This window comes from Bradyrhizobium liaoningense, from assembly GCF_018130825.1.
GTDB lineage: Bacteria > Pseudomonadota > Alphaproteobacteria > Rhizobiales > Xanthobacteraceae > Bradyrhizobium > Bradyrhizobium liaoningense_B.
This window is the reverse complement of record NZ_JAFCJS010000006.1, coordinates 529,495-542,022: the sequence shown is the minus strand read 5'-3', so window position 1 is coordinate 542,022 and position 12,528 is coordinate 529,495. Positions and strand designations below refer to the sequence as shown.

Below are 12,528 nucleotides of genomic sequence, written 5' to 3'. Positions count from 1 at the left end.
CATGACTGAGAAGAAGGCCTCGCTCGACATCAAGACCCTCGCCCGCGACCTCCGCACAGGCCATCGCGCGGCCCTCGCCCGGGCCATCACGCTGGTGGAAAGCCGTCGCGCCGACCATCAGGCGCTGGCGCGGGAGCTGGTGCAGAAGCTTCTGCCCGACACCGGCAAGGCGTTCCGCGTCGGCATCACAGGCTCACCCGGCGTCGGCAAGTCCACCACCATCGATGCGCTCGGGACCTATCTGATCGAGCAGGGCCACAAGGTCGCGGTGCTCGCGGTGGATCCGTCCTCGGCACGCAGCGGCGGCTCGATCCTCGGCGACAAGACCCGGATGGCGCGCCTCGCGGCCTCCGACGATGCCTTCATCCGCCCCTCGCCGTCCTCGGGCACGCTCGGCGGCGTCGCCGCCAAGACGCGCGAGGCGATGCTGCTGTGCGAGGCCGCCGGCTTCGGCGTCGTGCTGGTCGAGACTGTCGGCATCGGCCAGTCCGAGACCGCGGTCTGCGACATGACCGACTTCTTCCTCGCCCTGATGCTGCCGGGCGGCGGCGACGAGCTGCAGGGCATCAAGAAGGGCCTGGTCGAGCTCGCCGACATGATCGCGATCAACAAGGCCGACGGCGACAACCTCAAGCGCGCAAAGATCACCGCCGCCGACTATCGCGGCGCGCTGCATATCTTGGCGCCGCGGTCCGAACACTGGCATCCGCCGGTCGAGACCTATTCGGCGCTGACCGGCGACGGCATCGCAAAGATCTGGCAGAAAGTTCTGGATCACCGCAAGGCGATGAATGCCTCCGGCGATTTCGCGGCGCGGCGGCGCGAGCAGCAGGTGAAATGGATGTGGTCGATGCTGGAGCAGCGCATGCTGGCGCGGCTGCGCAGCGAGGCCTCGGTCCGCACCAAGGTTCGCAAGATCGAGGCTGAAGTCGCCGATGGCCATCTCACGCCGGCGCTCGCCGCCGAACAGATCCTGGAGTTGCTGCAATGAGCGACAGGCTCCGCATTCTCCTCACCGGTTTCGGGCCCTTCCCCGGCGCGCCCTATAATCCGACCCAGCCGCTGGTGACACGGCTGACACGGCTGCGCCGGCCGGCGCTCGACGATGTCGCGCTGTCGAGCCACATCTTTCCGGTGACCTATGCCGCGGTCGACCGGCAATTGCCCGAGGTGCTCGCGGCGCAAAGGCCCGACGCGCTGTTGATGTTCGGCCTCGCCGCACGCACGCCTTACCTGCGGATCGAGACCCGCGCGCGCAATGCGGTCACCATGCTCTGGCCCGACGCCGCCAACACCCGCTCGAGCAAGCGCGGCATCGCCGGCCATGCCGACGCGATGATGTTCGGCCCGCACACGGCGAGGCTGCTGCGCGCCGCGCGCCTCACCGGCATCGACGCGCGCCCCTCGCGCGATGCCGGCGCCTATCTCTGCAATTATCTGAGCTGGCGTGCGATCGAGAACGTCAGGGCCGGCGGCCCGGGGCTCGCGGCGTTCATCCATATTCCCCTGCTGGCACGCAGCGGCGCCGTGCGTCGCAAGGGCGCGCCGCGCATCACGCTGGAGGAGCTGGTGGATGCGGGGGAAGCGATGCTGATGGAGATGGTGGGGTTGGCAAGGAAGCGGCGGAACACACCGGCTTCGTAGGGTGGGCAAAGGCGCAAAGCGCCGTGCCCACCGTGCATCCGCAACCACGGTAACAAATGGTGGGCACGCTACGCTTTGCCCACCCTACGGCACCGTCTTTGCGGTAAACATTTAACCCTACCGCGAACAATCCCCGCGCCTTCGGCCACGCTGCGCTACCTAGCTCCCGCGGACCCCGCGTCCGCCGGAGGACGCGTCATGGACCTCAATCGCCGTCATCTCATCGGGGCTTCGACCGCCGGCATCGCCGGCGCACTCGCCATGCCCGCCGACGCCGCGCGCGCGGCGCCGCTGACGTCGCTGCTCGGCCGCGATGCCACGCAATTTGGCGTGCGGCCAGGCAGCAGCGAGGACCAGACCCGCGCGCTGCAGCGCGCGATCGACGAGGCCGCGCGGGCGCAAATGCCACTCGCCCTGCCTCCCGGCGTCTACCGCAGCGGATTGCTGCGGCTGCCGAACGGCGCGCAACTGATCGGCGTGCGCGGCGCGACAAAATTCATCTTCACCGGCGGGGCCTCGGCGATCCAGAGCGACGGCTCCGACGCGATCGGCATCACCGGCATCACCTTCGACGGCGCCGGCATTGCGCTGCCGACGCGGCGCGGGCTGATCCATGTCCTCGGCGGGCGCGATGTGCGCATCACCGATTGCGAGATCACGAACTCCGGCGGCAGCGGCATCTGGCTCGAGCAGGTCGCCGGCGATATCTCCGGCAACATCTTCACCGGCATCGCGGTGACGGCGGTGGTCTCGTTCGACGCCAGGGGTCTCAGTGTTGCCCGCAACACGATTCTCGGCACCAATGACAACGGCATCGAGATCCTGCGCACGGCGATCGGCGACGACGGCACGCTGGTCTCCGACAACCGTATCGAGAACATCAAGGCCGGCCCCGGCGGCTCCGGCCAGTACGGCAACGCCATCAACGCGTTTCGGGCCGCCAACGTGATCGTGCGCGGCAATCGCATCAGGAACTGCGACTATTCCGCGGTACGCGGCAATTCGGCTTCGAACATCCACATCACGGGCAACAGCGTCAGCGACGTGCGCGAGGTCGCGCTCTATTCCGAGTTCGCGTTCGAGGCCGCCGTGATCGCCAACAACACCGTGGACGGTGCCGCGGTCGGCGTCTCCGTCTGCAATTTCAACGAGGGCGGCCGCATCGCGGTGGTCCAGGGCAACATCATCCGCAATCTGATCCCGAAGCGTCCCATAGGCACCGCGCCGGATGACGATGCCGGCGTCGGCATCTACATCGAGGCTGATACCTCGGTGACCGGCAACGTGATCGAGAACGCGCCGTCCTACGGCATCGTCGCCGGCTGGGGCAAATATCTGCGCGACGTCGCGATCACGGGCAATGTGATCCGCAAGGCGCTGGCCGGCGTCGGCGTTTCCGTGGTGCCCGGCGCCGGCACCGCGCTCGTCAACAACAACATGATCTCGGAGACACCGCGCGGCGCCGTCGTCGGCCTCGATCACGCCCGCGCGGTGACGGCGGACCTGTCGGCCGACGGCGCGCAATGGTTTGCGCAGGTGGTGATCGGCGGGAATGCGGTGCGGCGGTAGGGCCGACTCGCCTTCAGCTTCTAGGCGCTAGAACGCGTTCCTGAGCAGCGGGTACTTCGCCTCGATACCGTCGAGGCTGAGGGTGAATTCGACGACGCGCTCGGGGGCGGCGACGATTTCGGCGGCGGGCGGGGCGAACTGCGGCAGCAGCGCTGCCATCGCGGCGGGTGCGGCGACCGGCGCCTTCACAGCAGGCGCGGTCGACGTCGCGATTGCGGCCGGAGCGGCGACCGGCCTCACGACGGGTGCGGTGAGAGACGCGATTGCGGCAGACACGGCGAGCGGCGGCCTCACGGCAGGTGCGGTGAAAGGCGCCTTCGCAGCGGGCGCCTTGAGCGGCGGGACAGCATGAGGCGCGGTGAACGAGGCCACTGCGGCGGGCGCAGCAGGCGGTGCCAGCGGCACGAGCGGGGCTTCGGGGACTTCGGCGAGAACATCCGGCTTGGGATCGAGCCTGACCGGCACGGCGGTCTCGGGAGCGATGTGGACGGCCTTTGGCTGCAAGGTCGTGGGCTGCAAGGTCTTGGGCTGCACGGTCTGCCCCTGCTGCTCGCGCGGAAACACGCGAGGCATCGTCGCCGGCGACCAGCCGAATGCGGAGGTGACGCTCGCAGCCGCTGCCGCGACGTCCCCGCCGGTGGCGATGGCGCGCCAGGTCTGGACTGCGCGCTTGGCTTCCTGGATGTTTTCGAGAAAGGCGAGCTCGGAGTGGTAGCGGCGCCAGCGCCCGGTCTCGAACATTTCGGACAGGTGCTCCAGCCGCTGTTCGGCGAGAGCGCACCAGCGTGCCGCGACTTCGCGACTGCAACCCTCCGCGCGGAAAGGCGCGCGACCAGATTCTTGGCGGTGTGTCATGAACCAGCCCGTTGGGAGAAAACACGGATGCGGGGGACGCAACGCACACGAATCAATTTAGACGCGACATGAATATTTTGTGGAAAAGTTTTGACTTGTCCAGCAACGACACGCCGTCCGTCATGAAACACCGTAGTCCCGCGGAGAATTGCTGTGATTTCGAGTCAAGCTTCACGCAAGCATGACGGACGTGTGCTGCAATCGATGGACGCCGGCGCCCAGCGCCGCTGCGATCGCTCAACCGGAAGCTGATCCCAGATATCGCTTCAAGGAACCGGATGCCCAAAAAGAAAAGACCCGTCCGGGGGGACAACCGGACGGGTCGAGCCATATGGGCGCTTGGGGTGGATGGGCGCTCGCGCCTGATATGACTGATGGGGAGGGATGACCGCTCCCACATAATTTGGTCGTGCTAGCCGGCTGAACGTTCAATGCGAGGGTTTGATTTTTTAACCTTCGGCGTGCGCGCAAAGTTGTCGCAGCGACTATCGCGTCGCCGGCCTATCCGCCTGAGAAATCGCGGCTTTATCGCCTGTGCTCGACAGCGAAGGCTGCTCGATCGCGCGGATGCCGGGCTCGTCGCGACGCTTGTCGGCATCTTCACGTTTTGTTGTACCGGACGCAGCCGCAACCGGCGTCGCACTATCGGCGGGAACAGCCATCACCGCGGCAAACGCGTCGGCCTCGCCGTCGCCAAAGAGATCATCACGCCCGGGTGAGCCGAGATCGCGCGCGGTCTTCGCGAGCGTCATGCGCAGCGCTTCCGGCTTGAGTGCGTAGTTGCGCTCAAGCAGCAGCGCCGCGACGCCGGAGACATAGGCGGCCGAGAACGAGGTTCCCGACGTCATCTGGTATTTGCCGTCGGGCGCCGGCAGGAAGATGTCGACGCCTGGCGCCGCCAGCGCGATGTAGTTGCCGCGGTTGGAGGCGGAAAACAGCTTATCCTGCTGGTCGGTCGCGCTGACCGCGATCACGTTGGGATTGGCGGCGGGATAAAGCGGCGGCGATTTCGCGCCGGCATTGCCGGCCGCCGCGATCAGCACGAGGCCACGCGCGGCGGTTGCCGCAATGGCGCGCTCGATCACGGCGTCCTTCGGGCCGGCAAAGCTCATATTGACGATCTGCGCGCCGTGCTCGGCGGCATAATTCAGCGAACGCAGGATGATATAGGACGAGCTCTCCGCGCCGCCCGTGGTGCCGCCAAAGGCACGGATGGCGATGATGCGCGCCTCGGGCGCGCTGCCCATCAGGCGGGCATGCGCCACGATGGCGCCGGCGATGCCGGTGCCGTGAACATGCGGGCCTTCCGCGCTGCCGAGCGCGTCGAAACTGTCGGCGATCGAATTGGCAAGCTCGGGGTGTTTGGCGTCGATCCCGGAGTCGATCACAGCAACCGTCACATTGGCGCCGTGCGCCAGCGTGTGCGCCTGCGGCAGGCGAAGCTTTGCCAGCGCATATTGCGCGGGGTCGCCTTCGGTCGGCGTCGCCGACTTCTGGTCCTGAAGCAAGTAGCGGAAGTTCGGCTGGACCGAGCGGACACTGCCGTCGGCGGCGAATTCACGCCGCACCGTCTCGGTGGGCCGGCCGTCGGTGATGCGGAACAGGCCGAACGTCGCCCCGATCAGCGGAAAATTCTCGGATGCGACCCGTGCAAGGCCATGGCGGCGCGCGAGCTCGTCAGCCTCCGTCACCGACAGGGCGCCGTCGATCTCGGCGACGAATTCGCCTGCGAAGATGCGCTGGTTCACCGCAACCGGCGTGTTGCTGCCGCGTCCCTTGCTGGCAGCCTTCTTGCCTGATTTGCCGCTGCCGCTGCCCTCGCCGCCTGCGTTCGGCTGCGCCAGGCATTCGCCGTCGGCATCGCGATAGGCTGCGGTGCAGGACGGGTAGAGATTCGGCGAGTAGCGCACATGGGGCAGCACCGGCGTCGGCCCGATCCGGGCCGACGGGATCCGTGCGACCGTCGTCGTGGGGATGGTGCGTGGACCGGAACCGACGCTCACCGCCCGCGCAGTGATGGTGGGAGAGATGGTCGGCGTGCGCGAGGGGACGCTGATCGTGGGCGTGCGCATGATTGCCTGCGCCTGCGCGACCTCGACGCCGAGGCAGCCGGCGAGCAGCAGCGCGGCCCCGACCGACGAAGCGTAGGCCCCGGCTCGCAACTTACTCTCGGACTTGCGCGTCATCGGTTCAGAGGCGCCCTACGGCGCCGCAACGGCGAGGTTGACGAACTTCTCGCGCTGCATCCTGGCGAGCAGCGCGGCGAGCTCGTCCTGGCTCATCGCCTTGTCGAACTGGAGACGGAACATGCCGCCCTTGGCATCACCGATGATCGACGCCTGATAGCTGTCAAGCAATGCGGTGATGTCGGCAACACGCGCCTCGGGCGCGAAGCGCACCAGGGCGCGGGCCGGCGCTGCGGATGCACCGAGTTCGCGCGTGATCGGCGCGCCGGTCGAAAGCGAGGCGGTCTGGAAGGTCGCGGTCTGGGTCTTCATCAGCACCGCGCCGATGATGCCGGCCTGCAGCAGCAGCGCGATGGCGCCAAGGCTCGCCGACCAGGCCAGCGTCCGCGGCGACAGGCCCGCGAAGAAGGTCGCGATGCGCGCCGACAGCGGCAGCGAAGTGGCAGCACGCGCCGGCTCGGCATCGATCGCGGCGAACAGCTTCTGCATCGCGCGCGCCGACGGAGCGCCGAGGCTCTCGTTCAGATGGATGGTCTCTTCGTACTCGCCACGGATCGCGGCATATTGCTTGGCAAGCTCCGGATCGCGCGCCAGCGCGTCCTCGACGCGGCGGGCATCGCGCGCGTTCAGCGTGCCGGCGGCGTGCCAGGGCAGCAGCAGTTCAATTTCACTGGGCTCTTGCTCCAGCATCTTCTTGCTCAAAGCCATCATGGCCAGCCTCGCTCAACGCCGGCTGCTTTCAGCAGTTCGGCCAGTTTCTTGCGCGCATAGAACAAGCGCGTCTTCACAGTGTTCTCCGGGATCCCGACGATTTCGGCGACTTCTTCCACGGACTTCTCGTGGTAGTAGACGAGATCGACGATTTCCCGATGTTCCGGCGAGAGGCCCGTCAGGCACTCCCGTAACGCTGCACTGGTATCCTTCTTCTGCACCACCGTTTCCGGATCGTCGGACTGGTCCTCGATCGCGTTCGCGGCGTCTTCGTCCAGTTCAAAATCCTTCCTGCGCCGGAGCGCCGAGAGGGCCTTGAATCGGGTGATTGCCAGCAGCCAGGTGGAAACGGCGGATCGGCCTTCGAACTTGCCGGCTTGACGCCAGACGTCGAGAAACACCTCGCTGATGAGGTCTTCCGCCGCCTGCTCGTCCCGCACGAGCCTCAGCCCGAACCTGTAGACCCTGACATGGTGCCGCCCGTACAGCACCTGCATGGCGAGCCGGTCGCCCTGAGCGATCCTGGCGATCAGGACCTCGTCCGAAGCCGCCTGTGTCACGCTCAAAGCTCGTCTCGCAAGGTTGGTCGGGTCGATGCGGCGGAGGGTTCGACGGGCGGTGCAAAATTGTTCAAGCTACCGCAGTCGTACGGGGACCGGTGTGATCTGCCCCACATACATGCATTTTTCCTGCCCCGCCCGTCGGGGGCGCCCGCCTCAAGCCAGATCGGTAACATAATACTGAAGCACTTTCCTGCGGATCGCCTGCCCGGCACGGGCGGGCCGATCAAGTCCGGTTCCATAGCAAGTCCTGCACGACGTATGTCTCACGAACCCCCGCTTTGGCTCGACTGCATCGCAAACGATGCCTAATCGCCGGCAAATTCCCCCGTCCGGCCAATGTCATCCTGTTCCGCGCTGCACGCTTCGGATTCGATTTCAAAGGATACCAAACCTAAAGGCTTGCCACGTAGATTTTTGGGCTGACATCCACCATTGGCGGGACCATGAACACGGCCGCGACGTCGCTTCCCGAGAGGAATGCCGCTGAGGTCGCGGATCTCGTCCGTATGCCCGAGGCGGCGGCGCCGGAGGTCCGGACGCGCCGGGCCTGGCAGCGCCGCCAGATGTATATCGGCCAGGTGGCGAGCTATTCGCTCGGTGCCTCGGTCCTCCTGGTCTACGCCTATGACGGCGTGATCTCGATCGACATTGCCTCGCTGTTCTGGGTCGGCGGCCTCCTGATCATCGGCACCTTCACCGTGCTGTCGGAGGCCGGCATCGGCGACAAATTCACCGACCACTATCTCACCGTCTTCCAGATCTCGGCGCATATGGCGCTGCAATTCGCGTTCCTGCTGACGGCGCCGACCATCGGCATCGCCTTCATCAGCGTGCTGTTCCTGATCTTCGCCTTCGGCACGCTGCGCATGACCTCGACCCAGGCGATGGTGACCTGGGCGCTTGCGACCGCCGGCCTTGCCGCCGTGTTCCTCGCCTCCGACCTGCCGATCGGCATGCCCCTCGCGACCAGGATGCAGCGGACCGCCTCGATGCTGTGCTTCGTGCTGGTGATCGGCCAGTGCGCCTTCCTCGGCCTGTTCGGCGCCACGCTGCGCAAGATCCTGTATCAGCGCAGCATCGAGCTGAAGGCGGCCTATCAGCGCATCGAGGAACTGGCCGAGCTCGACGAGCTCACCGGCTCCTACAACCGCCGCTGCATCATGCGGCTGCTCGACGCCGAGATCGAGACGTCGCGGCGAACATCGAAGCCTTGTGCGATCGCGCTGATCGACCTCGACTGGTTCAAGCGCATCAACGACGCCCATGGCCATCCGGTCGGCGACGAGGTGCTGCGCACCTTCGCGATCACGATCTTCGCCAACATCCGGCCGGCCGACAGCTTCGGCCGCTACGGCGGCGAGGAATTCCTGCTGCTGCTGCCGGACACCGAGAGCGACGCTGCCTCGCGCATGCTCGAGCGCCTGCGTCGCCTCGTCGCCGACCTCGACTGGAGCGCATTCTCTCCGGGCATGCACGTGACGATTTCAGCGGGCGTCGTGACGCTTTGCGACAATGATACTGCCGACACGTTTCTCGCGCGCGCCGACAGCGCGCTCTATTCCGCCAAGGCGCAAGGCCGCAACCGCATTGTAACGAACTGACCAATCCATTTTCATCCGGTGCGCCAGAGGCTGCCGGACCGAACGCTCCAGGACAGGGCAATGAGATCCAAAGCCGAAAAATCATCCGAGAATTTGCTTGAGGAATTGCAGGCCGCACTCTCTCACGGCACCGTTGCACGCCGGGTCGAGACACTGCGCCGCGTCACCGATCTCTTCGTGGGCAACGCGGTGGATTATTCCGACGACCACATCCGCGTGTTCGACGACGTGTTCGAGTGCCTGATCGAGCAGATCGAGACGTCGGCGAGGGCGCTGCTTGCCGACCGCCTCGCACCGATCGCGGTCGCGCCGCCGAAGATCGTCCGCACGCTTGCGCTCGACGAGGTCATCGAGGTCGCAGGACCCGTGCTGACGAAATCGGAACGGCTGGACGAGGCCACCCTGATCGAGATCGCGCGCACGCGGGGCCAGGCCCATCTGAAGGCGATCTCGCTGCGGCGGATTCTGTCGGAAGCCCTGACCGACGTGCTGGTGACACGCGGCAACGAGGATGTCGTGCAATCGACGGTCAGCAATCCGGGCGCGCGGCTCTCCGAGGAAAGTCTCACCGACCTCGTCACGCGCGCCGAGCGCGACGACGGCCTCGCCACCTGCATCGGCCTGCGGCCCAGCCTGCCGCGCCATCACTACCTGAAGCTGGTCGCGAAGGCGTCCTTGAGCGTACGCAGGAAGCTGGAGGCCGCGCATCCCGACCTCGCGGACGAGGTGTCGGGCGTGGTGCAGGAGGCGGCCCAGCGGGCCCGCGCCGCCGCCATGACCAGGCAGACCGAGATGGCGCGCGCGCTGGTGAAGTCGCTGCACGAGGACGGCCGCCTCAACGAATTCCAGATCGCCACCTTCGCCGAACAGGGCAAGTTCGACGAGACCAATGCGGGGCTCGCTGCGCTCGCGGGCGTCGCGATCGAGACCGCCGAGACCATGATGATCGAAAGCCGCACCGAGGGCGTGATGATCCTCGCCAAGGTCGCGGGCATGCAATGGTCGAGCGTGCGCGCGATCATCGCCATGCGCGAAAAACTGTCCGGCGGCACGCCGGCCGACATGCTGGCGCTGCGCGACACCTACGAGGCGCTGCGCTCGTCCACCGCGCAGCAGGTGCTGCGCTTCCACCGCATGCAGAACGCGACGCCGGCGGCGTGACGCCGCCGGGTTCAATACCTGAGCACCCTCGATCCTACCGCCGCGCCGATCGCCGTCACCACCGCAGTCGCGATCGTGTACCAGGTCGCGACGAACAGCGGTGAATCGTCGGTGCAGTGCGAGGCATAGAGCGTCGCGGCAAGTCCGGCCGACACCAGGCCCGCGAGCGCGCCGGCAAGCGCGGGCCGCGATGGCGCGCCATGGCGCAAGCCGAACAGCGCTCCCGCAAGCAGCGGCAGCGACATCGCGGGAATCGCCAGCAGGCAGGTCCTGGAGTTCTTGCCCATCAGCCGCATCGTCATCGGCATCGCCGGGGCCATCATCGCCTCGCTGCCGATCGCAACCGCAAGCAGGCCGACGGGGAGCAGCAGCAACCAGCCCCAGCCGCGCAGCAGGGCTTCCGGCCGCGACAGGTGCAGGCTGACGATGATCGCGGGAATCGCGAGCGACAGCGTGACCGCGAACTTCATGTCGAAGAAGGGATTGTGCATCGCGCTCATCACGTCGGCGCGCACGCCGAGGAAGGTCGCGAAGAGGAGGATCGACAGCGGCGCGGCCACCAGCAGCGCCATGGTCAGCACGGCGCCGACGCGGGGTGCGCGATGGGCGTTGTCGGCCGCGAGCGAGCGAATGAGTTGATCGGTATCCATGACTAGTGGTCCCGCAGTTTGGCCGTCAGTGCGGCAAGTCCGCGATGCAGCGCGACCCGCACCGCACCTTCGCTCATCGAAAACTTCGCCGCCGTGTCCTTGATCGAGGCGGCCTCGACAGCGATCGACTGCAGCACGTCGCGCTGGCGCTGCGGCAGCGTGCCCAGCTGCGCCGCGACCTCGCCCGCGGATGCCGTCTCCTGCGGCGCTTCGCCCGGCAGCGTCTCGGCGAAATCGTCGATGTTGACGAAGACGCGCCTGCCGCGCCGCCTCAGCGTATCGATCAGCTTGTTGCGGGCGATCGCGAACAGCCAGGGCGCGAAGGGGGCTTCGCTGTCCCAGGTGTGCCGCTTCAGATGCACCGCCAAAAGTATCTCCTGCACGATGTCCTCGGCCTGGTCGGGAGGCTGCCCGGCCCGCGCCAGGCCGCGCCTCGCGGCGGCGCGCAGCACCGGCGTGACCGCCTTCAGCAGGCGATGATACGCCGCATCATCACCTGCCATGGCCGACCGCATCAGGCCGGTCCATTCGTCCTCACGTCCGCGCACGCGCGCCCCTCACCATGCAATTCGGCCGCTCTTTCAATTTGTTACGCCGGTCGAGCATGATCACGACTTCGTGATATATGCTGGGAACCGGTGCTCCGATGCGGCCGGAAAACTCGTGACGGCTCATAACACCGATCGTTCCGGTCCGCACCCGGCCCCCAGCCGCAAGGGGACGGCTTGCCCCGCTTTTGCCCGGTGTGGCCCGAAGATTCCCCTTTTCTGCCCCGCTATCGTCACCTCGCGGCGTCTCTGTTCGGTCCCGGGGAGGGGTGAATTGGGGAGATCGTCACATGATGAAAACCAGCGGGCGCGCTGCCCTGATTCTTCTGGCCGGGCTTTTCCTGCTGTTCGGAGGCGCTGCACAGGCGGCGCCAGCGAGCAGCCAATCGGACAGCGCGGGCCAACAGGCCGATGCGGTCAAGCCTAGCAAGCACCGGCAGCACTCTTCTCGCCGCACCAGCAGCAAGACGGCGCAGAAGTCCTCCGACGACAAGACGAGCAACAAGGAGGCCGCGGCAAAGTCCGACGGCGCCAGGACTGGCGACAAGACTGCCGACAAGGCCGATACCGGTCTGCCCGCATCGCGCCAGATGCCGCCGGAGGTCGCCAACGCCAATGCGCAGCTTGCCGCCGCCGATACGCCGGCAGCTGCCGCCTCCGCCATGACCGGCCGGGCCAACGACAACGTCCAGGCGGCGGCCGATAACAGCGCGGCACCACACGCCGAGAGCCAGATCGTCGCCCCCGACCAGCCGAACGATCTCGACCGCGCCGTGCAACAGGACAACCCGCCTGCCCAGAAGGCGGTGATTGCCGCGACCGAAGCGCAGCCGCGACCCGCGCCGGTGATGGCCAGCAGCCAGCAGAGCTCGGCCTGGGACCAGAGCTCCCTGATCGGCAAGATCTTCATCGGCGTCGGCACGCTGCTGACGCTGGCGTCCGCCGCGCGCATGTTCATGGCCTGATTTCTTGGCCTGATTTGAAGAAATCCCGTCCGGAACGCGCGACGTGCCGCGTGTTCCGGACCACCTTTGGCTCTT

Annotated in this window: 12 protein-coding genes; 6 read left to right on the top strand and 6 right to left on the bottom strand. The window is 66.9% G+C overall.

What is annotated here, in order from left to right:
• Position 1 precedes the first annotated feature (1 nt).
• The 3 genes from meaB to JQ603_RS27270 all read left to right on the top strand — a co-directional run bounded on the left by meaB (position 2) and on the right by JQ603_RS27270 (position 3,213).
• Positions 2 to 991 (top strand): methylmalonyl Co-A mutase-associated GTPase MeaB, encoded by a 990-nt coding sequence (gene meaB, locus JQ603_RS27280; RefSeq protein ID WP_212343773.1) that lies wholly within the window; start codon positions 2 to 4, stop codon positions 989 to 991.
• Positions 988 to 1,644, top strand: a complete 657-nt coding sequence (locus JQ603_RS27275; RefSeq protein WP_212343771.1) for a pyroglutamyl-peptidase I — start codon at positions 988 to 990, stop codon at positions 1,642 to 1,644. The genes meaB and JQ603_RS27275 overlap by 4 nt, the downstream gene beginning before the upstream one ends.
• 198 nt (positions 1,645 to 1,842) lie before the next feature.
• Positions 1,843 to 3,213 carry a TIGR03808 family TAT-translocated repetitive protein gene (locus JQ603_RS27270; protein ID WP_212343769.1) on the top strand — a complete coding sequence of 457 codons (1,371 nt, stop codon included), beginning with the start codon at positions 1,843 to 1,845 and terminating at the stop codon, positions 3,211 to 3,213.
• A 27-nt stretch (positions 3,214 to 3,240) separates the two neighbouring features.
• Here the strand turns inward: JQ603_RS27270 and JQ603_RS27265 are convergent, their stop codons facing one another.
• From JQ603_RS27265 to JQ603_RS27250, 4 genes are all read right to left on the bottom strand, one after another.
• Positions 3,241 to 4,068: a TIGR03809 family protein gene (locus JQ603_RS27265; protein WP_212343767.1), complete on the bottom strand. Its 828-nt coding sequence runs from the start codon at positions 4,066 to 4,068 to the stop codon at positions 3,241 to 3,243.
• Positions 4,069 to 4,553: 485 nt separating this feature from the next.
• Entirely contained in the window at positions 4,554 to 6,254 is a 1,701-nt protein-coding gene (locus tag JQ603_RS27260; RefSeq protein ID WP_212343765.1) for a S8 family serine peptidase, read from the bottom strand.
• Positions 6,255 to 6,269: 15 nt separating this feature from the next.
• Positions 6,270 to 6,965 carry a hypothetical protein gene (locus JQ603_RS27255; protein ID WP_212343763.1) on the bottom strand — a complete coding sequence of 232 codons (696 nt, stop codon included), beginning with the start codon at positions 6,963 to 6,965 and terminating at the stop codon, positions 6,270 to 6,272.
• Positions 6,962 to 7,531 (bottom strand): sigma-70 family RNA polymerase sigma factor, encoded by a 570-nt coding sequence (locus tag JQ603_RS27250; protein WP_018647974.1) that lies wholly within the window; start codon positions 7,529 to 7,531, stop codon positions 6,962 to 6,964. Before JQ603_RS27250 ends, JQ603_RS27255 begins: the two co-directional genes overlap by 4 nt.
• Before the next feature lie 440 nt (positions 7,532 to 7,971).
• On the opposite strand from JQ603_RS27250, the gene JQ603_RS27245 reads away from it, so the two are divergent.
• Together JQ603_RS27245 and JQ603_RS27240 are read left to right on the top strand one after the other, a co-directional pair.
• Entirely contained in the window at positions 7,972 to 9,129 is a 1,158-nt protein-coding gene (locus tag JQ603_RS27245) for a GGDEF domain-containing protein (RefSeq protein WP_212343762.1), read from the top strand.
• Positions 9,130 to 9,189: 60 nt separating this feature from the next.
• Positions 9,190 to 10,290 carry a DUF2336 domain-containing protein gene (locus JQ603_RS27240; RefSeq protein WP_212343759.1) on the top strand — a complete coding sequence of 367 codons (1,101 nt, stop codon included), beginning with the start codon at positions 9,190 to 9,192 and terminating at the stop codon, positions 10,288 to 10,290.
• Between the two features lie 11 nt (positions 10,291 to 10,301).
• Here JQ603_RS27240 and JQ603_RS27235 read toward each other — a convergent pair whose 3' ends face one another.
• Both JQ603_RS27235 and JQ603_RS27230 read right to left on the bottom strand, forming a co-directional pair.
• The gene (locus JQ603_RS27235; RefSeq protein WP_212343757.1) at positions 10,302 to 10,940 is read right to left on the bottom strand and encodes an NrsF family protein; all 639 of its coding nucleotides are present in this window, start codon (positions 10,938 to 10,940) and stop codon (positions 10,302 to 10,304) included.
• 2 nt (positions 10,941 to 10,942) lie between these two features.
• Positions 10,943 to 11,488: a sigma-70 family RNA polymerase sigma factor gene (locus tag JQ603_RS27230; RefSeq protein WP_212343755.1), complete on the bottom strand. Its 546-nt coding sequence runs from the start codon at positions 11,486 to 11,488 to the stop codon at positions 10,943 to 10,945.
• 290 nt (positions 11,489 to 11,778) lie between these two features.
• Here JQ603_RS27230 and JQ603_RS27225 point away from each other — a divergent pair, with 290 nt between their 5' ends.
• Complete coding sequence (locus JQ603_RS27225; protein WP_212343754.1) at positions 11,779 to 12,453, top strand: hypothetical protein; 675 nt, start codon at positions 11,779 to 11,781, stop codon at positions 12,451 to 12,453.
• The last annotated feature ends 75 nt before the right edge of the window (positions 12,454 to 12,528 follow it).